Annotated in this window: 20 protein-coding genes; 18 read left to right on the top strand and 2 right to left on the bottom strand. The window is 45.4% G+C overall.

The window, feature by feature from the left end; genetic code table 11:
• The first annotated feature begins 35 nt into the window (after positions 1–35).
• The 16 genes from MHH50_RS18520 to MHH50_RS18445 all read left to right on the top strand — a co-directional run bounded on the left by MHH50_RS18520 (position 36) and on the right by MHH50_RS18445 (position 19229).
• Entirely contained in the window at positions 36–1013 is a 978-nt protein-coding gene (locus MHH50_RS18520) for a bifunctional oligoribonuclease/PAP phosphatase NrnA (RefSeq protein WP_340010502.1), read from the top strand.
• Positions 1010–1924, top strand: coding sequence for a tRNA pseudouridine(55) synthase TruB (gene truB, locus MHH50_RS18515; RefSeq protein ID WP_076127847.1), 915 nt, complete (start codon positions 1010–1012; stop codon positions 1922–1924). The genes MHH50_RS18520 and truB overlap by 4 nt, the downstream gene beginning before the upstream one ends.
• A gap of 37 nt (positions 1925–1961) precedes the next feature.
• Complete coding sequence (locus MHH50_RS18510; RefSeq protein WP_076127848.1) at positions 1962–2909, top strand: bifunctional riboflavin kinase/FAD synthetase; 948 nt, start codon at positions 1962–1964, stop codon at positions 2907–2909.
• A 148-nt stretch (positions 2910–3057) separates the two neighbouring features.
• Positions 3058–3327 (top strand): 30S ribosomal protein S15, encoded by a 270-nt coding sequence (gene rpsO, locus MHH50_RS18505; protein WP_036656390.1) that lies wholly within the window; start codon positions 3058–3060, stop codon positions 3325–3327.
• A gap of 292 nt (positions 3328–3619) precedes the next feature.
• On the top strand, positions 3620–5722 hold the full coding sequence (gene pnp / locus MHH50_RS18500; RefSeq protein WP_076127850.1) for a polyribonucleotide nucleotidyltransferase: 2103 nt from the start codon (positions 3620–3622) through the stop codon (positions 5720–5722).
• A gap of 235 nt (positions 5723–5957) precedes the next feature.
• The gene (locus MHH50_RS18495; RefSeq protein WP_340033261.1) at positions 5958–6941 is read left to right on the top strand and encodes a polysaccharide deacetylase family protein; all 984 of its coding nucleotides are present in this window, start codon (positions 5958–5960) and stop codon (positions 6939–6941) included.
• A gap of 78 nt (positions 6942–7019) precedes the next feature.
• Positions 7020–8288, top strand: coding sequence for a pitrilysin family protein (locus MHH50_RS18490; RefSeq protein WP_036688449.1), 1269 nt, complete (start codon positions 7020–7022; stop codon positions 8286–8288).
• Positions 8263–8709, top strand: a complete 447-nt coding sequence (gene dut / locus MHH50_RS18485) for a dUTP diphosphatase (protein ID WP_172628834.1) — start codon at positions 8263–8265, stop codon at positions 8707–8709. Before MHH50_RS18490 ends, dut begins: the two co-directional genes overlap by 26 nt.
• A gap of 540 nt (positions 8710–9249) precedes the next feature.
• Complete coding sequence (dpsA, locus tag MHH50_RS18480; RefSeq protein ID WP_076179911.1) at positions 9250–10146, top strand: dipicolinate synthase subunit DpsA; 897 nt, start codon at positions 9250–9252, stop codon at positions 10144–10146.
• A 1-nt stretch (position 10147) separates the two neighbouring features.
• Complete coding sequence (locus tag MHH50_RS18475; protein ID WP_036688443.1) at positions 10148–10744, top strand: dipicolinate synthase subunit B; 597 nt, start codon at positions 10148–10150, stop codon at positions 10742–10744.
• A gap of 260 nt (positions 10745–11004) precedes the next feature.
• Positions 11005–12228, top strand: a complete 1224-nt coding sequence (dapG, locus tag MHH50_RS18470; RefSeq protein ID WP_036688442.1) for an aspartate kinase — start codon at positions 11005–11007, stop codon at positions 12226–12228.
• A 16-nt stretch (positions 12229–12244) separates the two neighbouring features.
• The gene (gene dapA, locus MHH50_RS18465) at positions 12245–13120 is read left to right on the top strand and encodes a 4-hydroxy-tetrahydrodipicolinate synthase (RefSeq protein WP_340010494.1); all 876 of its coding nucleotides are present in this window, start codon (positions 12245–12247) and stop codon (positions 13118–13120) included.
• A 510-nt stretch (positions 13121–13630) separates the two neighbouring features.
• Positions 13631–15310, top strand: a complete 1680-nt coding sequence (locus MHH50_RS18460; protein WP_076127859.1) for a ribonuclease J — start codon at positions 13631–13633, stop codon at positions 15308–15310.
• 203 nt (positions 15311–15513) lie between these two features.
• Positions 15514–16281, top strand: a complete 768-nt coding sequence (locus tag MHH50_RS18455; RefSeq protein WP_076136428.1) for an ATP-dependent Clp protease proteolytic subunit — start codon at positions 15514–15516, stop codon at positions 16279–16281.
• Positions 16278–16490 carry a YlzJ-like family protein gene (locus MHH50_RS18450; protein WP_076127863.1) on the top strand — a complete coding sequence of 71 codons (213 nt, stop codon included), beginning with the start codon at positions 16278–16280 and terminating at the stop codon, positions 16488–16490. Before MHH50_RS18455 ends, MHH50_RS18450 begins: the two co-directional genes overlap by 4 nt.
• Positions 16491–16568: 78 nt before the next feature.
• Positions 16569–19229: a DNA translocase FtsK gene (locus tag MHH50_RS18445; RefSeq protein WP_076179908.1), complete on the top strand. Its 2661-nt coding sequence runs from the start codon at positions 16569–16571 to the stop codon at positions 19227–19229.
• Between the two features lie 89 nt (positions 19230–19318).
• Here MHH50_RS18445 and MHH50_RS18440 read toward each other — a convergent pair whose 3' ends face one another.
• Positions 19319–19486, bottom strand: a complete 168-nt coding sequence (locus MHH50_RS18440; protein WP_340033260.1) for a hypothetical protein — start codon at positions 19484–19486, stop codon at positions 19319–19321.
• 28 nt (positions 19487–19514) lie between these two features.
• The gene (locus MHH50_RS18435; protein WP_340033259.1) at positions 19515–19868 is read right to left on the bottom strand and encodes a hypothetical protein; all 354 of its coding nucleotides are present in this window, start codon (positions 19866–19868) and stop codon (positions 19515–19517) included.
• A gap of 172 nt (positions 19869–20040) precedes the next feature.
• Here MHH50_RS18435 and sleB point away from each other — a divergent pair, with 172 nt between their 5' ends.
• Both sleB and MHH50_RS18425 read left to right on the top strand, forming a co-directional pair.
• Positions 20041–20907, top strand: coding sequence for a spore cortex-lytic enzyme (sleB, locus tag MHH50_RS18430; protein ID WP_036688421.1), 867 nt, complete (start codon positions 20041–20043; stop codon positions 20905–20907).
• Positions 20908–21083: 176 nt separating this feature from the next.
• Positions 21084–22322 (top strand): pitrilysin family protein, encoded by a 1239-nt coding sequence (locus tag MHH50_RS18425; RefSeq protein WP_256717312.1) that lies wholly within the window; start codon positions 21084–21086, stop codon positions 22320–22322.
• Position 22323 lies beyond the last annotated feature (1 nt).

The raw sequence follows: 22323 nt of genomic DNA, 5'->3' as shown, positions 1-22323 counted from the left end.
GCTATTTTGAACAACCTTTAAAAAGGAGACGGCGAATGCAGAGCTATGAACAAAGTCTCCAGCAGACCCGTGAGTTTCTGCTGGAACACGACGATTACCTTGTAGTGTCGCATGTTCAGCCGGACGGAGATGCAGTCAGCTCCACCCTTGCGGTGGGCTGGCTTCTCTCATGTCTGGGCAAAAAATATACTATGCTGAATGAAGGACCGATCCCGAAGCGAATGGAATACCTATGGCATTCGGATGAAATCATCAATATGGCCTCTAGTGAACCGCCCCGTCAATACAGCAACGTCATCTGTGTGGATTGTGCGGATTTTCAGCGAGTAGGGCTGACAAATCGCTATTTTGCGAATGAGGCTTTTATCCTGAACATTGATCACCATCCAACAAATAACGGTTATGGATTCGTTAATTTAATCAAACCGGATGCAGCTGCGACAGCGGAAATTTTGTTCGACCTGCTGAAGACATTCGAGATCGAATGGGATATTGATATCGCCACAGCTATATATACGGGTCTGTTAACAGATACCGGTGGTTTTCGTTATACCAACACATCACCAAAAGTAATGGCAGCTGTATCTGAGCTATTATCCCTTGGGGTTAACGGTCCTGAACTCGCTGAGACATTGCTTGAAGAAATGACGCTGCCACAGGTTAAAATATTAAATAAAGCCTTAAATACGCTGGAATTATCTCCTGAAGGAGATATTGCCTGGCTATATGTTACACCCGAGCATATGATCGAATGTGCTGCTGCTAATGAAGATTTGGAAGGAATCGTAAACTACCCTCGTAATATTCGGGGCGTGGAAGTAGGCATTCTTTTTAAAGTTATTCACGAACATGCGGTCAAGGTTAGCCTGCGTTCTGCCGGTAAAGTTGACGTGGCTGCATTGGCGCAAACGTTTGGAGGCGGCGGTCATACCCGTGCTGCAGGTGCGCGTATAGAAGCTACGCTTGAAGAGGCAATAGCTCAGGTGCTTGAGGAGGTAAGACGTCATTTATGAGTGAATTAGAAGGTGTTCTGGCGGTTTATAAACCGGCAGGCTTCACTTCACATGATGTTGTAGCCAAGGCACGTCGGATTCTCGGCATGAAACGAATTGGTCATACGGGGACACTAGATCCCCAAGTGACTGGTGTATTGCCGCTTTGTCTGGGACGTGCGACTCGCGTTGTGGAGTATATTCAGGAGCTGCCCAAAGAATATGTGGCAACACTGAGACTGGGGATGTCCAGTGATACTGAAGACTTAACTGGAACCATTACGGAAACTGTTGATGAGGTTCATGTAACTGAGGAAGAGATTCTTGCAGTGCTTGCCTCTTTCAAAGGCGTAATTTCTCAGGTTCCTCCCATGTACTCTGCGGTGAAAGTCGACGGCAAACGTCTTTATGAATTGGCTAGAGAAGGCAAAACCGTTGAACGGAAAAGTCGCGAAGTAGAGATTTATGAAATCGAAATGACGGATATGACTTGGGAAGGTAATCATCCCGACATCACTTTCCGGGTATTATGCTCCAAAGGCACGTATATTCGTACACTTTGTGTAGATATCGGTCGTGCGCTTGGACTGCCGGGTGTAATGGTGAAGCTGGAGAGAACAATGTCGGCAGGAATTTCTGCCAGCCATTGCTTATCCCTTGAGGATATTGCCGCGCACAAGGAAGCCGGAACATTGGAAGATCATTTAATCGCTGCTGATGAGGCAATTTCGCATTTGCCTAAGCATACCGTTATGGATGAGAAGAAGAAGGCAGCACTGCAGGGTCAACGTTTGTCTTCGCGGTTCATTGCTCCAGAAGTGAAGACAACAGGTCAAATTCGGCTATACGATCTTCAGGGATTGTTTCTTGGCATTTATGAGCTGGAAGAGACAGGTGCTATTGCCCCAGTAAAGGTGTTTGCACAAGCTTAAATCAATTTTACCAAGTGAATTGTAGGTGAGAAACAGCGTGAGAACCGTAACGTTAACCTATCCGATGTCGCCGGAGACTGCTGCCGAATGGGCACAACCTCAAGTGGCTGCTCTAGGGCAGTTTGACGGCCTGCATCGTGGACATGCCAGCGTCATTACATCCGCTGTAGCCTTAGCCCGTAAACAAGGTGTGCCGGCTGCAGTCCTTACATTTCATCCTCATCCCAAAGATGTTATGGGTAAGGGAGATTATGAAGGGTACTTGACGCCACCCTTTGAAAAGCAAGAGATTCTTGCCAGCATGGGTGTCGATATCCTGTATGTTGTTGAATTTAATGAGCAGCTTTCCCGGGTTAGTCCACAGAATTTTGTCTCTGTTATGCTTTTACCGCTACATATTGTAACAGCAGTTGTTGGCTTTGACTTTCGCTTTGGCTACCAAGGTGAAGGCGATGTTGAGATGCTTCGCAAACTGGGTGAAGGTGTTATGAATGTGGAAGTTGCTCCTCCTTTTCTGCTTGAAGGTGAAAAGGTTAGCAGCTCCGGCATTCGTAAAAGTCTCCAAAATGGAGATCTGGGGCTGGCAAACTCCTGGTTCGGACGTTGCTATCATCTGCGTGGTGAAGTGGGGCATGGTGAGAAGAGAGGCCGCACAATTGGTTTTCCAACTGCCAATTTGAAGCTCAGTGATCATTTTGTCATTCCGACCAAAGGTGTATATGCGGTCCGAGTCTTTTATAAGGATAAAGTTCTGTACGGGGTTATGAATGTGGGTGTTAAACCAACCTTTCATGAGGGTGTGTTAACTCCAAGCTTTGAGGTTCATCTTTTTGACTTCGAGGGTGACCTGTATGATCAAGAGCTTAAGGTAGAATTGGTAGCTTACATTCGTCCAGAACGGAAGTTTGACTCCATTGGAGCATTGATTACTCAGATTGGCGAGGATGCAGAAACCGCGAAGAAGATTCTGGAGTATAATTTATAGTCATCCCGGACAAGCCGTTTACTTTTGTTAATGGAGATGCTATACTAAGTAACGTTGCTGGCTTACAGCATCATAACCTTAGCTTGGTTGCACGTTCTCACCGACGGTGACGAGGCTAGTGGCGATTATATTGAAGGAGGTGAACAGGATGGCATTAACTCAAGAACGTAAACATCAATTGATCGACGAGCACAAAACTCACGAATCCGATACTGGATCCCCTGAGGTGCAAGTTGCTATCCTAACGGAGAACATCGTTAATTTGACTGACCACTTGCGTACGCACAAGAAAGATCATCACTCCCGTCGTGGATTGTTGAAAATGGTTGGACAACGTCGTAAACTTCTGGCGTATTTGAAAAACAAAGACATCAGACGTTACAGCGCCCTGATCGAAAGACTGGGATTGCGTCGTTAATTTTCCATAAGATTACTCTTAAAGCAGCCTGGTTGTATACCGTATGTCCTTCTCGGAGCGACAGCGGGACAGCTGGGTTGCTTTTTGAAAATTTAGGGAAAACTTAATATTAGGATCGATGAGATTATTCGCAAAAACGGCGACTTTACTTTTCAGTAAGGCCCAGCCGTTTCTTCTTATATGCATACAGAATAGGCAGCCTCCTTTGGGACAAGCCTTTCCAATTCATTTAGATCGATATGTGAACCTGCTATTTTAGACTGCGGGTCTACTACTATTCAAGGAGGTATTTATGGAAAAACGTGTAGAAATGCAGCTGGGTGGAAGACGCCTTGTGCTGGAAACGGGCCGCCTGGCTAAACAAGCAAACGCAGCCGTTATGGTGCGTTACGGGGATACTTCGGTATTATGTACCGTTACGGCTTCAAAAGAGCCTAAGGATCTGGATTTTTTCCCGCTTACAGTTAACTATGAGGAAAGATTATATGCGGTAGGTAAAATTCCTGGCGGATTTATTAAACGGGAAGGTAGACCGAGTGAGAAAGCGATTCTGTCAAGCCGTTTGACAGACCGTCCAATCAGACCACTATTCCCTGAAGGATTCCGTAACGATGTTCAGGTATTGAATATGGTAATGAGTGTGGATCAGGACTGCGCACCAGATATTGCTGCTATGATCGGTACTTCAGCTGCACTTAGTATTTCCGATGTGCCTTTTGATGGACCCATCGGCGGCGTTGCTGTAGGTCGGATTAATGGAGAGTTTGTGATCAATCCGGATATGTCTCAGCAAGCAATCAGTGATGTTTATGTGGTGGTTGCTGGAACGAAGGATGCAATCATGATGGTTGAAGCAGAAGCGAACGAAGTGACGGAAGATGTGATGCTCGAAGCGATTATGTTCGGTCATGATGAAATCCGCAAGATCGTTGCAACCATTGAAGAACTGGTTAAAGTGGCTGGTAAAGAAAAAATGGCTGTGAAGCTGCATACAGTGAATGCTGACGTGAATACTGAGGTCCGTGCATTTGCTGAGGCTCGTCTGGTGGAAGCCGTTAAAATAGCTGAAAAACATGCGCGTCAGGAAGCGATTGATGTCGTTAATGATGAAGCGGTTGCGTATTTCGTAGAGAAGTACATAGAAGCACCGGAGCTTCTGAAAGATGTTAAAGAAGTCCTACATGATATCGTGAAGGATGAAGTAAGACGTCTAATCACACATGATAAGGTTCGTCCAGATGGACGTAAACTTGATGAAATCCGTCCGATTGAATGTGATACAAGTCTGTTACCGCGTACACACGGTTCCGGTCTGTTTACACGTGGACAAACACAAATCCTTAGCGTTTGTACTCTTGGAGCACTAGGTGATGTGCAAATTCTTGACGGAATCGATCCTACTGAAACGAAACGTTTCATGCACCATTACAACTTCCCGCCGTTCAGCGTAGGGGAAGCTCGTCCGCTTAGAGCACCAGGACGCCGTGAAATCGGTCATGGAGCACTTGGAGAACGTGCATTATCCAAGGTTATTCCTAGTGAAACTGAATTCCCATACACGATTCGTCTAGTATCAGAAGCGATTGAATCTAACGGTTCTACTTCCCAGGCAAGTATCTGTGCCAGCATTCTGGCTATGATGGACGCTGGTGTGCCAATCAAAGCACCTGTAGCCGGAGTAGCAATGGGTCTGATCAAAGACGGAGAGCATGTCTCCATCCTGACGGATATTCAAGGTATGGAAGATCATCTCGGAGATATGGACTTCAAGGTAGCTGGTACAGCAGAAGGTGTTACAGCTATTCAAATGGACATTAAGATTGCCGGTATCGACCGCAAAATTCTTCAGGATGCACTTCAGCAGGCTAAAGAAGGCCGTCTGTTCATCTTGGACAAAATGAATGAAGCGATCTCTGCGCCAAGACCTAATCTGTCCAAATATGCTCCAAAAATCATTATTATCAACATCAATCCGGACAAAATCCGTGATGTTATCGGTGCTGGTGGTAAGATTATCAATAAAATTATTGAAGAAACCGGCGTGAAAATCGACATCGAACAAGATGGCCGTGTCTTTATCGGTTCTTCAGATGAAGAAATGATTCAAAAGGCGCGTTCGATTATCGAGGGACTTGTGCGTGAAGTACAAGTTGGAGAAATCTATGTGGGTACAGTTAGACGTATTGAGAAATTTGGAGCATTTGTTGAACTAATTCCGGGTAAAGACGGATTGGTACACATTTCCCAATTGTCTACTGAGCGCGTAGCTAAGGTTGAAGATGTTGTAGCTGTCGGGGATACAATTACCGTTAAAGTTACCGAAATCGACCAACAAGGCCGGGTTAACCTGTCGCGTAAAGCGGTATTGACTTCGGAAACTGGAGCTAAAGCTTAAGTTTCGATTGTAGAGGTACCTTTTCTAAAGTACCTAATAGCATAATAAAAGGAGACAGAAGCGATTGCGTTCTGGCTCTTTTTTTATATGAAATAAAGTAATGTGCATCACTATCACGCCTCTGTCCTCTGTTCTTATGACATAAATTCCTCTCTTGTCTCATAGATTGGGACAAAGTGTCTTTGTATTCGTGTGGAACGGACTACAAGTCGTTTCTACCGGGGAGGAAGTCGTCATGAAGACGGAAAAAGTGGCTTTAGTGGTTGCTTGTATTGCGATCGTGATAGGAATTGGCAGCACTCAGGGACCGGTAAAGGACATGCTTGCGCAATTGAAGCCGCAGGAGGACCTAGCTGTGTGGAAGGATATTTCTAAGGCGGAGAACAATGATCTTCGGACACGGATTGAGACCGCCGCAGCCAAGCTTAATGCCCCTCCAGTGAATGCTGTGGTTGATCGGGTATGGAAGGCGATTCCGGGTTATAACGGGCTTGAAATTGATGTGGAGAGTACATATCGGAATGCTCTTTTGGCACCAAAAGAACCTATAAAATTTGTGTATCGGCAGATCGAACCACAGATATCCCTGAATCAACTGGGAGCTGAACCCATATATCGTGGGAATCCGGCTAAGCCGATGGTATCGCTGATGATTAATGTGGCGTGGGGAAATGAGTACATTGTGCCAATGTTGGATGTTTTGGATGAAGAGAACGTTAAAGTTACGTTTTTTCTGGATGGGAGCTGGCTGAGTAAAAACCCAAAACTGGCTAAAGAAATGCTAAAACGCGGTCATGAGATGGAGAATCACGCTTATACCCACCCTAATATGAGTACTTTAAGTCGTGTGCGAGCTACTGTAGAAATTGAGAAGACACAAAAGCTGTTAAAGGAATCGCTTGGAGTCACTAATAAATGGTTCGCCCCCCCTTCTGGTGATTTCGATCAGGAGACCGTAGAAATTGCAGGCAGTTTAGGGCTCAAAACCGTACTTTGGACCGTGGATACCGTAGATTGGCGAAATCCGTCTCCTGAATCTGTGGTTGCCAAAATCACAAGCAAAGCGGAACCCGGCACTCTAGTCCTAATGCATCCCACAGCCGCATCCTCCAAAGCTCTGAAGGCCATGATACGTGGAATCAAAGCAAAAGGGTTACAGCTAGGCACAGTAAGTCAAACGCTCTCAGCAGAGCGGCTAATCCCCTCTAATGTTGAGTGAGAGATGTATTTCTGGTAGGATTATAGGCACGTGTAATTAAATTAGATAGAACATGGCTATTAGCCAGGAGGACTTGAAGTGGAAAAAATAGTGTTATCCAATGGTTTACGAGTGGTAATGGAGAAAATCCCGACCGGCCGGTCCGTTTCTTTCGGAATCTGGGTAAAGACAGGCTCTCGGAATGAACATCCTGGAAACAACGGGATATCCCATTTTGTAGAACATATGCTTTTTAAAGGTACGGATCGGTACAGCGCCAAGGATATTGCTGAGCAGTTTGACGCCATCGGCGGCAATGTAAATGCGTTTACCTCAAAGGAATATACATGTTATTATGCTAAAGTATTGGATGAGCATCTGCCTATCGCTGTAGATGTGTTAGCGGATATGTTCTTCCGTTCACGGATGGACGCTGAAGAGCTGGAGAAAGAAAAGAATGTCATCCTTGAGGAAATTTCCATGTGCGAGGACACGCCGGATGATCTTGTGCATGATTTGATGTGTGCTGCTGCCTACAAGGACCATCCGCTTGCGTATTCCATCCTCGGCTTGAAGGAACGGCTAATGGAGATGAAGCCGGATGATCTTCGGGCGTATATGAAGGAACAATACACGATTGAGAATACGGTTATAAGCGTTGCCGGCAACATCAGTGATGGATTGATTGAACTGCTGGAACAGCATTTTGGTTCTTTTGATAATCATGGTACAAGTGCGCCGCTGACTCCACCAGATTACTATGGAGAGCTCTTATTTCACCGCAAGAAAACAGAGCAGAATCACATCTGTCTTTCCTTACCAGGTGTCCGTTCTGGCGATCCCCTGCAGTATGCTATGGTGCTGATTAATAATGCCGTAGGCGGAGGGATGAGCTCCCGCATGTTCCAGGAAATTCGTGAAAAGCGCGGATTAGCTTATTCGGTGTATTCCTATCACAGCTCCCAGGCAGATTCTGGTCTGTTTACGGTCTATGCTGGAACAGCGCCCAAGCAAACAAAGGATGTCATGGAGTTAATCAAGGAAATGATGTACGAACTTGCTACCAACGGCCTCAGTGAAGATGAGCTGAGAAAAGGTAAGGAGCAGCTTAAAGGCAGCCTCATCCTTAGTCTCGAAAGCACTAGCAGCCGAATGAACCGTATCGGAAAAAATGAACTTATGCTCGGAAGACATAATACATTGGACGATATGATCGCCAAAATTCAGCTAGTGACGATGGACAATATCAACAGTGTGCTGGACCATATGTTCGCGGAGCCGCTTTCTTTAGCGATGGTAGGCTCATCAGATAAAGCTATTGCAAATGTTAGGAGAGATGATCTTGTCTTATTACGTACAAATCAATAAACTTGCTGGAAACGAGGATGTAAATCTTCCTTGTAAAATGTCGGAGCAAGCTTCCGGTTATGATCTTTATGCTGCCGTTGCGGGTGAAATTGTACTTGCACCAGGAGAGCGGGCATTAATTCCAACAGGGATTTCACTGGCTATGCCAGAGGGGCTTGAAGCGCAGATCCGTCCGCGTAGTGGACTGGCCTTGAAGCACGGGATTACCTGCTTGAATACACCTGGAACTATAGACGCCGATTACCGCGGAGAGATCAAAGTGCTCTTGATCAATCTGGGGCAGGAGCCTTTTGCTATCGCTCGCAATGAGCGGATTGCCCAAATGGTATTTCAAGCCGTTCCAGTGGTTAATTTGGTGGAAGTGGAAGAGTTGTCCGAAACCCAACGCGGAGCCGGAGGCTTTGGCCATACTGGCAAGTAAGATTGTTGTTACAATTCATTTAAAAAGCTTACGAATTCATGCCCAAGGCATGATTCGTGAGCTTTTTTTATTATGCAGAGTTAATTATCCAACAAAACTTTAATTTCTTCGATTGTTGTGCAACTAACTCCGATTCCCCCATCGAATAAACTCAGCATTTTCATTGGCGCTCTGCCACTACTCTAACCCTACCGTCAAAGTAAAGACGAAGCCCCTATCGGACCCCAGTGCTCTTATTTATAACAATTCTGCTTAATTCGGCTGTTTTCGGACCCCAGTGTCACTATTTGATCAAAAACACCTGATATCGAGCCTGTTTACATCGAATAAGAGCTCTCCAGTCCGAAACTCCTCCTAAAAGGCAAAAAATACACAAATAGTTGCATCTCGGTCCTTAACTCATCAGCCGTAACCCGTAACCCATTAGTTCATCATCAGCCATGCGTGCCGGGGATTTCATTTCCGCTCTTCACCCATTAACTATGCCCAGCATAAGATGCTTTATAGTCGATAGTGTATGTTGAAAGGAGCGTCATCCCTATGCTTACTGGCGTCAGGATCGTGTTCCTGGGCGGGGACGCGAGACAGCTTGAAGTGATTCGGAAATGTGTGGAATTGGATGCGACGGTAAGCGCTGCCGGGTTCGATAAGTGGGAGACCCCTAGCCCAGGGGTGAGCCTGGAACAATTGACGGTAGAGCTGCTGAGTAATGCAGATGTATTAGTGTTGCCTACGGTAGGCTGTGATGATGAAGGAAATATTAGTGCTCTATTTTCTTCTGAGCGTTTAACGATTCTGGAGGAGCATTTCACTGCGCTGCCATCCGATTGTTTAGTGTATACCGGTATGGCTAAAAGTTACTTGCGCGGGATGTGTACCCAGCACTCACTGAAGTTAATCGAACTGCTTAATCGTGATGATGTGGCTATTTACAACTCTATCCCGACAGCGGAGGGAGCGCTGGTAATGGCCATTCAGAACACGGATTTTACAATTCACAGCTCGAAGTCAATGGTGCTGGGTTTAGGTAGAACTGGATTTACAATGGCTCGAAGTCTACAGGGACTGGGGGCCAGTGTAAAGGTTGGTGTCAGAAAACAAGAACATTATGCACGTGCTGAGGAAATGGGCTGGAAGCCTTTTATGACCAATGAGTTGCTGCTTCACGTACCAGATGTGGATCTTATATTTAACACGATACCAAGTATGATCATCACCGCGCAGGTGCTCTCGCGGCTTGCGCCGCATTGCGTAATTATTGATCTGGCATCTGCACCAGGCGGCTGTGACTTTCGTTATGCTGAGAAACGTGGGATTAAGGCGATGCTGGCTCCAGGACTCCCTGGCATTGTAGCTCCAAAAAGCGCTGGGATTATTATGGCAAATGCGCTGGTACAGTCGATTTCGGACGAGGCTTTAATCAAGGGGGACGAATAAAATGGATTGGCACGGAAAAACAGTAGGGTATGCGATCACTGGATCTCATTGCACTTTTGCTGAGGTAATGCCACAAATTCAGCGCTTCGTAGACGGGGGAGCAAACGTAGTACCTATAGTTTCTGCCTCTGTACTAGGAACAGACACCCGCTTTGGGACATCGCAAAATTGGTTAAAACAGTTGAAAGATATAACAGGGAATGATATCATTTCTACAATTGTTGAAGCGGAGCCGCTGGGTCCTTCCAAGCTGCTGGATGTGCTGACAATAGCACCTTGCACAGGAAATACAACGAGTAAACTGGCTAATGCCATGACGGATAGTCCCGTGCTAATGGCAGCTAAATCGCAGATGCGCAACGGACGTCCACTAGTTCTAGCGATATCTACAAATGATGGATTGGGCCTAAATGCCGCGAATATTGCTAAGCTTCTGGTGGCTAAACATATTTATTTTGTACCATTCGGTCAAGATAACCCTGAGGGTAAACCTAACTCGCTCGTGGCACGCATGGATCTTATCCCGGAAGCTTGCTATGCCGCTTTGCAAGGTAAACAACTACAGCCGATGATCATCGAACGGTTTCATTCAGCATAGAAAATTGACAGAGCTCGGCTGATTTTGTTGTGGACAATAAAAGGGGAGATGCACCAAATGAGCAATGAGAAGTGCCAAGATAACGTAGTGGAACCAGCTAAGTTCATTGCTATCAAAAAAATATAAGCAGTATTGCTACCGTCCTCAGGTTCGAGGGCGGTACAGCCATTTAACAACTTACTTAACGAATAAGCTCACGTACCGTAATCTTTTCACGAATGATTAGTGTGTTTGCTTTGATAATAATGGGGGAATTATACATGGGTATTCTGGTACAAAAATTCGGAGGAACATCGCTATCCACACCGCAAGCTAGAGAACACGTAATCCGCAATGTCAAAAGGGAGCTGGCTAGTGGCTATAGCCTTGTAATTGTTGTATCGGCTATGGGCCGTCGTGGAGAGCCTTACGCAACTGACACTTTGCTGGATTGGGCCGTGCAGAACGGAGATGCACTTCCAGACCGGGAAAAAGATCTCTTGATGTGCTGTGGTGAAATTATTTCAGCTACTACTCTATGTGGGCTGCTGGAGAATGAAGGCATCGCTTCTACAGTATTAACGGGAGCTCAGGCAGGATTTCTGACAGACAGCAACTACGGTAATGCCAGAATTCTGGATGTACGTCCGGAACGCATTCTCCGTGAGCTGCGTGAGGATAAGGTAGTTATTGTTACCGGGTTCCAGGGCCAGACTGAAGCGGGTGATTTGACAACTTTAGGCCGTGGCGGCAGTGATACCTCTGCTACAGCACTGGGTGCTGCACTTCATGCTGATATGGTGGATATTTATACGGATGTTAACGGAATTCTTACAGCAGATCCACGGATCGTTGAAGATGCTAAGCCATTAACTTACGTTAGTTATACTGAAATTTGCAATATGGCTCATCAGGGAGCAAAAGTCATTCATCCACGTGCGGTTGAGATTGCTATGCAGGCACAGATCCCAGTTCGTGTTCGTTCAACCTTTTCAGAAGCTGAAGGTACGTTGGTTACGAATCCAGAAGGATTTAACGATATCCAAGCAGGGGGAATTGTGGATCGATTCGTTACAGGGATTGCTTATGTCAGCAATGTTACACAGATTTCTGTGGAATGCCCGGACGGTAACGGAACCGGAGTGCAACTGCAAATCTTTAAGAGTATGGCAGATAACGGGATAAGCGTTGATTTTATTAATGTAACACCTACGGAAGCTCTTTATACGGTTTTTGATGACAAATCAGAGAAGGCTATTTCTGCTCTACAGCAGCTGGGTTTGCGACCTAAGAGTTTGTCGGGTTGTGCCAAAGTTTCTGTTATCGGGGGCGGAATTAATGGTGTGCCCGGTATTATGGCGCGCATTGTTGAGGCGCTTAGCTCGCAAAACATTCAAATTCTACAATCCGCGGATTCGAATACAACGATATGGGTGCTTGTGAAAAAAGAAGATATGGTGCAGTCCCTGCGTTCGCTGCATGCTATGTTTGAATTGCACCGCTGACAAGGAGGAATTCAAAGTGGATTTCGGAAGATTAATAACAGCCATGGTAACCCCTTTTGATGGGGATGGAGAAATCAACTGGGATGTAACTTCACAGCTTGTCGATTATTTAATTGAGGTACAGAAATCAGAAGCTTTGGTTGTCTGCGGAACGACAGGGGAATCGCCTACATTAAGCGATGAGGAAAAGCTGCAGCTGTTTTCTTTTGTGCTGGAAAAGGCGAATGGACGTTGTAAAGTTATTGCTGGAACTGGCAGCAATAACACGAAACATTCCATTCAGCTGACGAAGGAAGCGGAGAAAATAGGCGTAGATGGAGTGCTTTTGGTCGTTCCTTATTATAATAAACCGAATCAGGAAGGTCTTTATCAGCATTTTTCCACGATTGCTTCAGAGACTTCATTACCAGTGATTCTATATAATGTTCCAGGTCGAACAGGTGTAAGTATGAGCGTGGCCACTACCCTGCGACTTGCTGAGATTCCGAACATCGTTGCTACGAAAGAATGCGCATCTGTAGATCAGGTAACACTTATTGCCTCTGATTGTTCAGATGATTTCCGTGTATATACGGGTGATGATGCCTCAGGTCTTGCCAGTCTGGCTGTCGGTGGATACGGAATTATAAGTGTATCTAGCCATGTGGTTGGTGCGCAGATGTCAGAAATGATTTACGCTTATACCTCCGGCAATGTTCAGCTTGCTGGAGAGATTCATCGCCAGCTGTTCCCGATTTTTAAAGGAATGTTTGAATGCCCACAACCGCTGCCCAATCCTTCAGCTGTAAAATATGCTTTAGGACTCAAGGGGATCCCTGTGGGCGGAGTTAGATTGCCGCTTATTTCGCCAACGGAAGCGGAAGCGGCTTTTATTGAAGCACTATTTCACTAAGAATTAATCATTGCTGATGTACGTTCTAAACCGGCTACTCTATTGAGGGAGCCGGTTTTTTCATTTATATTTTTTTTCTGAAATATTGAGGCGAATTTAAGGAAAGAATTTGGATACGAGGCGGATGACTTGTCTTTTGCCAAAAAAATCATGTATAATGATCTTAAGTGACTGGGTGCGGTTAAAATTAAATATGCGGTAATCTTCCGTCAATGTAATACATTGTGAGACAGGATAGGTCCCAAGATGAGTCTGTTTAAATAAATGACATGTCTTCGCGCGAGGGGCGCGACGGTGAATTTTGACGGCGTTTGTCCGCTTCAATATGAACTTTACTGCCCGGAATCGGGAGCTTTCGCATTGCGCATTTTACAGATTTCAGGAATTTCCTCGTCGATTGGAAGTTATTGGCTGTTTGAAAGAAATGTGTTCAGCGCCGCTGAAATAATCGAAGTTCGATATTTACCAATAAAAGTATGACGTCCAACATCATAGGAGGGTTAGATTCATTTGTCCAAAAAAAACAACAACGATAAATTGACGATTTTCGCATTGGGCGGAGTCGGAGAAATCGGGAAAAACATGTATGTTATTCAATACGGAGCTGACATTGTAGTCGTGGATTCGGGACTCAAGTTTCCGGAAGAGGATATGCTCGGTATTGACATCGTAATTCCTGATATCTCGTATTTGACAGAGAACCGTGACAAGGTAAGAGGTATTGTGCTTACTCACGGACACGAGGATCACATCGGTGGTCTACCTTATGTCCTGAAGAATTTGAATGTTCCAGTCTATGGAACAAGATTGACTTTAGGTCTTGTAGAGAACAAATTGAAGGAAGCGAACCTGCTGGGGGACACCAAACGGATTCTGATCAACGAAGATTCAGAAATTCAATTGGGTAACTCACTTAAGGTAACTTTCTTTAGAACCAACCACAGTATTCCTGATTCCGTGGGTGTATGCATTGAGACTCCGGAAGGAAATGTTGTTCATACGGGCGATTTCAAATTTGACCACACCCCAGTCAACGGTCAATTTGCAAATCTGCATCGGATGGCAGAGATTGGCCAAAAGGGCGTACTTGCTCTTTTGTCGGATAGTACGAATGCTGAGAAACCAGGCTTTACCCCATCTGAGAAGAATGTCGGTATTGTGCTGGAAGATATTTTCCGCAAGGCTGAGCAACGTGTCGTTGTAGCAACTTTTGCTTCCAATGTGCACCGTATTCAACAAGTGGTTAATGCAGCAGAATCTACGGGTCGTAAGATTACAGTAATTGGCCGTAGTATGGTCAACGTTGTATCCATCGCTTCAGAGCTTGGATATTTGAACGTACCTGACGGAATGCTGATCGAACCGGAAGAAATGAATAGAATGGCAGCAAATCGTGTAGTTGTTCTTTGCACAGGCAGCCAAGGCGAGCCAATGTCTGCATTGACACGTATGGCACGTTCTAGTCATCGTAAAGTAGATATCCTGCCAGGCGATACCGTTATTATTGCGGCAACACCTGTGCCAGGTAATGAGAAGTATGTAGGCCGTACTATCGATGAATTGTTCCGTCTTGGTGCTAATGTGATTTACAGCGGTTCCAACTCCGGCGTTCACGTATCCGGTCACGGTAGTCAAGAAGAACTTAAGCTTATGCTTAACCTGATGAAACCGAAATTCTTCATTCCGATCCACGGTGAATACCGCATGCAGCGCAAACATGCTTTACTGGCAGAATCGGTTGGCGTAGAGCCACAGAACATTTTCATCACTGAAATCGGTGAAATTGTTGAAATCCAAGGCGGTGCCGCTCGTAAGGCTGGCAAAGTAACAGCTGGTAACGTATTGATTGACGGACTAGGTGTAGGCGATGTTGGCAACATTGTATTGCGTGACCGTAAGTTGCTGTCTCAAGATGGTATCTTGGTTGTCGTGGTTACACTTAGCAAGCAGAATGGTGCAATTGTTTCTGGACCTGACATCATTTCACGTGGTTTTGTTTATGTTCGGGAGTCCGAAGGGCTGCTCGACGAAGCTAACCGAATTGTATCCAGTACATTGCAACGCCTGATGAGTGAAAAAGTAAATGAGTGGGCTTCCCTTAAAACAAGCGTAAAAGATTCGCTGGGCCGTTTCTTATATGAACAAACGCGCCGCAGACCGATGATTTTGCCAATTATCATGGAAGTGTAAGGAGAGTTTCTCCTTCAATGAATATATAGCTAGGGCTGAGCCCCTTTTCCCCGGAAATATTGGACGGTTTCCACGGGAGAAGGGGTTTTTGTATGTTCATAAGCTGAAAATTGCATAATGCAGCACCCTGAAACGTCATACTAAGGATTGTTAGTAAGGCAACAGCAGACTAGAGCTGCATATAACAAGGGAGAGCTGCGAAGATGAACTACATCGAAGGATCAAATGGAGCAAAAAATGAGGAAGTTGTCCCAGGAGAAACTAATCCGAATCCTAATGAAAATATGCCGCCCACTACAATGGGAGCGATAAAGGAGCTTGGACAAACAGTAGTCCCAAGTGGAGAGCCTGATATTTTTTGCTTAACGATTATTGGTCAGATTGAAGGACATATTGTTATGCCTCCACAGAACAAAACAACAAAGTATGAGCATATCATTCCGCAGCTGGTGGCAGCTGAGCAGAATAAAAACATCAAAGGCCTGCTTATCATTTTAAATACAGTAGGTGGAGATGTAGAAGCGGGATTAGCAATTGCGGAAATGATTGCATCCCTCTCCAAGCCAACGGTAACCGTAGTCATTGGAGGTGGGCACAGCATCGGGGTGCCGATTGCAGTTTCCTCCACTTATTCGATTATTGCTGAAAGTGCAACGATGACGATTCATCCGATTCGAATGAATGGTTTAGTGATCGGAGTACCGCAAACTTTCGAGTATATGGAGAAAATGCAGGAACGTGTCGTTAAATTTGTGACTTCCCATTCGCGTATTTCTGAAGAACAGTTCCGTGATCTCATGTTTAAGACAGGTGAGCTCAATCGTGATATCGGGACGGCTGTGGGGGGCTTGGATGCCGTTAAATATGGTCTGATGGATGAGGTCGGCGGGATCGGAGCGGCACTTGCGCATCTTAACCGAATGATCGGCGGGGATTTCTCAGCATCGACTCCAGGAGGGATTACGCAATGACACTGTACACAGTAGTTGCAATGGAACAGGTGTGGGAGGGGGCATTTAACAATTATGCCGCAACCCGAGAAGTTAGTGTGCAGGGAATGCTGATGCAGGTTGAACCGATGGAGGAAGGACGTGCGCGGATTGTGAGATTATTGGATTGTCCGCTGAACCGTTATCTAGATCCGGCGTTCTCTCCAGGTTCGATAATTACATTAACATAAAGATTCATTTTCTGACAAAAGAGAACATAGGTACGCCACGCCATTATATGGTATAATGTTGTTCCGGGGGTGGCTGGCGTGGCTAAACGAAAAAAGAAGAAGAAAAAAGCGCTGCTCGGCAGCGTTTTAAAATATGAAATATATGGAATTTTATTAATAACTATTTCCGTCATTGCACTGTCTGGTGAAGCAGCCGTAGGGCGCTCACTTTCAAGTATGGCGGGTTACTTATTAGGGAGATTTTATTTTGTGTTGCCGCTTATCGGCATTTTTTATGGACTTATGGTGATGATCCATCGAAGATGGCCTTCCTCGTGGAACAGCAGGCATACTGGCGTGCTTCTGCTTCTATTGTCTATGTGCCTTATGAGCACAATATCTGCAATGGAGCAGAAGCTTGGCCCGTTGTCTTTGTTACATCCTGGCAATGTAATGACACAAATACATAATGATCTTTCGGGATCACTTTCACCTGGCTCGAACGAAAGCAATGTCTATATGCTGGGTAAGGATATAAGCGGAGGGTACATTGGCGGGTTGGAGTATGCAGCGCTGTTATGGCTTTTTGGTAGTCTGGGCGCTAAGCTGCTTATGATCGTCATGCTGGCGATCAGCTTTATGCTAATTACCAACTTGTCCTATGTGGAGATTTTTACGCTTTTGCGAGTGCGCTTGGTTAAGTTTGTGGAGGGGATTCGTCTCCATGCTGCAAACCGTCCGAAGGCGGTTCCCGTAGCGGCCAGACCTTCTAGAGCCGCTGCTCCAGCTAAAGCTCGGCAGGTGAAGCAGCCTGTCTATGATGACGAGGAGGAAGAAGACGAAGACGATCGGTATTTGCCTAATCGCAAACAACCTGTCCTTTTGAAAAAAATATCTGGCTGGTTCTCAGGCTCCACGCGTTCACAGGTGGAAGCAGATTCTGAGGATGACGATCAGGGTCCAATTGTGGCAAGTGCTTCAACCGGTCCGATTATTTCGGGATTAACTCCAGATAGTCATGTAATTCCATTAGACGATATCGATCATGATTTTGATGATGCGGATCTGGATATTGAACCTGTGACGCCTATTATTCGTGACTTTTTTGAACATATCCGTTCAGAAGGGTTAAACGAAGAAGACCGGGAAGAGTGGAGTGAATTCTCACCCGCAGCTCGTGGTGAAGCAGCTAAACCTGCTGTAGCCGGACCTAATGCCGTTAAGCAGCAGCCTACGGATGAGTCTGAGGAGAATGTAAGCATAGACTTGGAAGGCCTGCTAGGTGCTTCTCCAGATGGAGAGATTATTCCTGCTCCTCCAGCACCACCGCCACCGAAGCCATATAAGCTGCCATCGTTCCGTCTTCTAGCCAAACCTAACAATGGTGGCAAAGCTGGAGATCAGAATGATTATATGCAGACTGCCCGTAAGTTAGAAGCAACACTTGAAAGCTTTGGGGTACGGGCTAAGGTGCTGGAGGTAGTAAGAGGCCCAGCGGTTACGAGGTATGAGATACAACCGGATATTGGGGTTAAGGTTAGCCGTATTGTAAATCTGACGGATGACATTGCCCTTGCACTTGCAGCCAAAGACATTCGGATGGAAGCGCCGATTCCGGGTAAATCTGCAATAGGAATAGAAGTTCCGAACTCTGAGGTGTCTATTGTTACCATGCGCGAAGTTATGGAAACACAGATTTTTCAGGAGGCTGAATCCAGATTATCGATTGCTTTTGGCCGTGATATTTCCGGCCAGACCATTATTGGCAATCTGGCTAAGATGCCCCATTTATTGGTGGCCGGTGCAACTGGCTCCGGTAAATCTGTCTGCATCAACGGGATTATAACAAGCATCTTATACAAAGCTAAACCTGATGAAGTTAAATTCCTCATGGTCGATCCTAAGATGGTAGAGCTGAATGTGTACAATGGAATTCCCCATCTTTTGGCTCCGGTTGTCACAGATCCAAAGCGGGCTAGCCTAGCTTTGAAGAAGATTGTTGTGGAAATGGAGAAGCGTTATGAGCTATTCTCCAAATCGGGAACACGGAATATGGAAGGTTATAATAAGCTAATGGCTGAGAATCCAGCGGCAATTCTCCCGTATATCGTTGTTATTGTGGACGAGCTTGCGGATTTGATGATGGTTGCAGCCAATGATGTCGAGGATGCAATTTGCCGACTTGCACAAATGGCGCGGGCGGCTGGAATTCATTTAATTATCGCTACACAACGCCCTTCAGTAGATGTAATCACAGGTTTAATTAAAGCTAATATTCCATCCCGGATCGCTTTTGGCGTATCGTCCAATGTGGATTCACGTACCATTTTGGATATGCCCGGTGCAGAGAAGCTGTTAGGCCGAGGTGATATGTTGTTCTTGCCAATGGGCGCATCTAAACCTATTCGTGTACAGGGAGCTTTTATGAGCGACCAAGAAGTAGAGACTATTGTTCAATATGTCAGCAGTCAAGGTGAAGCCGAATACGATGAGTCCATCGTTCCTGAAGTGGATGATACAATCACTGAGGATCAGGAGCCACAGGATGAATTATACGAGCAGGCCGTACAAATTGTGCTGGAGGCTAAGCAGGCTTCAGTGTCGCTGCTACAGCGTCGTATGCGTGTCGGTTATACCCGTGCAGCCCGGTTGATTGACTCTATGGAGGCTCGTGGAGTCATCGGTCCTTACGAGGGCAGCAAGCCGCGTGAGGTGCTGGTGTCACTTGAGCAATATCAGCATAACAAGATCAGCTCCTAAGCTGGACAAGCCCGTCGAAACCTTCAATAGACAGTAAAAGAGATGGCCACTTTATGAAGTGGACCATCTCTTTTTTGTATCCTGAGTACTTATTTGACTCTTGGTGCAGCAAGCAAAGCTTCAACAATATAATCCAGTTGCACATTTAGAGAATAGATATCACTGTAATAACCTAATCCAAAATCAATTTCCATCAAACGGCCTTCTTTCACGGCAGGGATATTGTTCCAAATTGGGTTTTGGGTCAGATCAGCCATACCATCATAAGAGGAGCGGAAGATATAGTCACCGCTGTTGGAGATTGAAGGGATTATTGTGTTCCATAATTGCTTTTAGATTGTTGCGTGAGGCGAGTGAAAGGTTTGCTTTATATAAAATTAAGTAATACTCCAGTAGTTCCTCCGTGCGTAAAAATTGAATGTTCATTCCTTTTCCACCATGAAGGATATGAAAGTTGCCGATCTCGTGCGGGACCTCGTCAATCAGTATTTCGGCCTTGCCGTTTATGATCAACAAGAATGCGCTTGAGGGCAGCTGATAATGTGAATTCAGATCACTTGATCGTTGAAAAGTATGGCGTATATCAATAATTTCTATTAATGCGTGGTTCCACAATAAAATGTGGTCCTTTAAATTCATGATTAATATCAACTCCAACGTTTTCTTATTTGGATTATAGTTGATAATTATTCTCAATTACAATGAAATGCTATTACTTCTTTTTTAGTAATGCATAGGATGTCCTGACAGTCGTCATAATAACTTTAGCCATCCATGCAGAACTCACAAAAGAAAGGTAGAGCGAACCCCTATGAAGAAACATAAGTTGTGGATCTTTGCTTCTTTAACCCTTGCACTTGCTGCCGCGCCGTTTGCAGGAATGCTGCTCCAGGGTAATGGCATAGTACAGACCAAGCAAAGTGCTGCTGCGTCATTTGTCCATGAACTAAATCATCCTGAAGAAGAGGCCTTGCCTGCCTTCAGCACGACTCCGATTAAACTCGGTTCTTCTGGTCAGGATGTTTATGAGTTGCAAGGACGTTTAAAACATCTGGGCTTTTATGAAGGGAAAATAGACAGTCAGTTTGGTCCGAAAACGAAAAATTCAGTAACGTGGTTTCAATGGAAGTTTGGAATGAAGTCTGATGGCATCGTAGGCGCTAAGACTAAGCTGAAATTGTATAACGCAACTAAGAACTGGAAGCCAACAGAGTCGGCTTCAGCAACCGGAAATAATACAGCAAACAACAACACCGGTAACAAAACAAATACAACCAATAATTCGGATTCAGCGTCTCTGTCTTCAGGGAATACGATGGGATTATCAGAAAATGATCTCAAAATTATGGCTAATGCCGTCTATGGTGAGTCAAGAGGTGAACCTTTCGAAGGACAAGTTGCTGTTGCTGCAGTAATCTTGAACCGGGTAAAATCTCCGAGCTTTCCAAATACGCCGTCTGGCGTTATTTTTCAGCCGGGAGCTTTTACAGCTGTAGCTGACGGGCAGATTTATTTGGAGCCAAATGAGCAGGCACGAAAAGCAGTGCAGCAAGCGCTGAATGGCTGGGATCCTTCGGGTGGGTGTTTGTATTATTTCAACCCTAAAACGGCGACCTCCAAATGGATTTGGACTCGTCCACAGGTCAAGACTATAGGCCAGCATATTTTCTGTATGTAGATAAGTAAAGAAGTAAATCCAGAGAGCAACCGGGAAGAGGCATCCGGTTGCTTCCTTACTTTGGAATGGTTTAGAATGGTTATTAATTCATAAACATGTTAATGAGCAACTATCCACGCGGTAAAGGAGTTTTGGACTTGACTAATAATGTATTTCAGCATGGCAACGTTGCAGGTATGCGTATTCACGTGATGCCTACCAAGGCGTTCAAGACCTACGCCATCTCACTTTATGCCGGCGTCCCACTTAATGAGGATACGGTCACCCCTACAGCACTTGCTCCATTTGTGCTCCGCAGAGGTACCGCTTCTTATCCAGAGACTACTCAATTCCGTGAGCGTTTGGAGGAGCTGTATGGCGCTGGATTTGGTTTTGATATTTATAAAAGAGGCGATTATCAGATTGTTCAGTTTCGCATGGACACCATTAATGACTCCTTCGTGCAGAGTCAGGAGAGCTTGCTTGAACAATCCTTTGCTTTCCTAGGAGAAGTCCTGACCCGTCCGTTGGTGGAGGATGGAAGCTTCCGTCCTTCCTATGTTGCAACAGAGCGTGAAACAGTGCGCAAGAAGCTGGAATCTATCGTAAATGATAAGATTCGTTATGCTGCGGAACGCTGTATCGAAGAAATGTGCCGTAACGAGCCCTATCGCCTTCATCCACTGGGTCAAAGAGCGGATTTGGATCGGATTACTCCAAAAAGTTTGTACGAATCTTATAACTCATGGCTGGATGGAGCTATTTTGGATCTCTATGTTGTGGGAGATACGACTACTGAGGAAGTTGAAAAGCTTGTGCAGCATCACTTCGGACGCATTCAGTCGGAGGTGGGCTTATATAGCTCCAAGTTTGTCCCAGTATCCGTCAGCGAGGTACGGACGGTAGAGGAGAAGCTGGATGTCAGTCAGGGCAAGTTGAACATGGGTCTGCGCACATCAATTACGTATAAGGACGATACATATGCGTCCGCACTTATGTACAACGGAATATTAGGAGGGTATCCACACTCCAAACTCTTCGTCAATGTACGGGAAAAGGCCAGTCTTGCATACTATGCTTCTTCACGCTATGACGGTCACAAGGGGATTGGAACGATACAATCAGGTATTGAAACGCAAAATTACAACAAAGCTGTTGAAATTATAGAGAAACAACTGGAAGAGATGAAAGCTGGCAATATCAGTGATCTGGAGTTAAGCCAGACCAAAGCCATGATCCGCAATCAGCTTTCCGAGATTCCCGATTCTGCTTTTGAGATGATCTCTTACGACTTCAACCGCCAGTTGTCAGGAAAAGAACGGACAGCGGATCAGCTGCTAGAAGAGGTGGAACAAATCGGTGCAGGGGAAGTAAAAGCTGCAGCGGAGACCTTTCAGCTGGATACGATTTATTTCTTGACAGGGAAGGAGGAATAGA

The organism is Paenibacillus sp. FSL H3-0302 (assembly GCF_037982245.1).
Classification (GTDB): domain Bacteria; phylum Bacillota; class Bacilli; order Paenibacillales; family Paenibacillaceae; genus Paenibacillus_AQ; species Paenibacillus_AQ odorifer.
The sequence above is the reverse complement of the archived record's forward strand: the minus strand, read 5'-3'. Positions and strand labels throughout refer to the sequence as shown.

Coding starts and splice junctions, on each gene's coding strand:
- MHH50_RS18495 (WP_340033261.1), top strand. CDS start 5,958: ATGAAGACGGAAAAAGTGGCTTTAGTGGTTGCTTGTATTGCGATCGTG.
- rpsO (WP_036656390.1), top strand. CDS start 3,058: ATGGCATTAACTCAAGAACGTAAACATCAATTGATCGACGAGCACAAA.
- MHH50_RS18455 (WP_076136428.1), top strand. CDS start 15,514: ATGAACTACATCGAAGGATCAAATGGAGCAAAAAATGAGGAAGTTGTC.
- MHH50_RS18440 (WP_340033260.1), bottom strand. CDS start 19,486: ATGGCTGATCTGACCCAAAACCCAATTTGGAACAATATCCCTGCCGTG.
- pnp (WP_076127850.1), top strand. CDS start 3,620: ATGGAAAAACGTGTAGAAATGCAGCTGGGTGGAAGACGCCTTGTGCTG.
- MHH50_RS18450 (WP_076127863.1), top strand. CDS start 16,278: ATGACACTGTACACAGTAGTTGCAATGGAACAGGTGTGGGAGGGGGCA.
- truB (WP_076127847.1), top strand. CDS start 1,010: ATGAGTGAATTAGAAGGTGTTCTGGCGGTTTATAAACCGGCAGGCTTC.
- MHH50_RS18425 (WP_256717312.1), top strand. CDS start 21,084: ATGCGTATTCACGTGATGCCTACCAAGGCGTTCAAGACCTACGCCATC.
- MHH50_RS18475 (WP_036688443.1), top strand. CDS start 10,148: ATGGATTGGCACGGAAAAACAGTAGGGTATGCGATCACTGGATCTCAT.
- dapG (WP_036688442.1), top strand. CDS start 11,005: ATGGGTATTCTGGTACAAAAATTCGGAGGAACATCGCTATCCACACCG.
- dpsA (WP_076179911.1), top strand. CDS start 9,250: ATGCTTACTGGCGTCAGGATCGTGTTCCTGGGCGGGGACGCGAGACAG.
- MHH50_RS18435 (WP_340033259.1), bottom strand. CDS start 19,868: ATGAATTTAAAGGACCACATTTTATTGTGGAACCACGCATTAATAGAA.
- MHH50_RS18520 (WP_340010502.1), top strand. CDS start 36: ATGCAGAGCTATGAACAAAGTCTCCAGCAGACCCGTGAGTTTCTGCTG.
- sleB (WP_036688421.1), top strand. CDS start 20,041: ATGAAGAAACATAAGTTGTGGATCTTTGCTTCTTTAACCCTTGCACTT.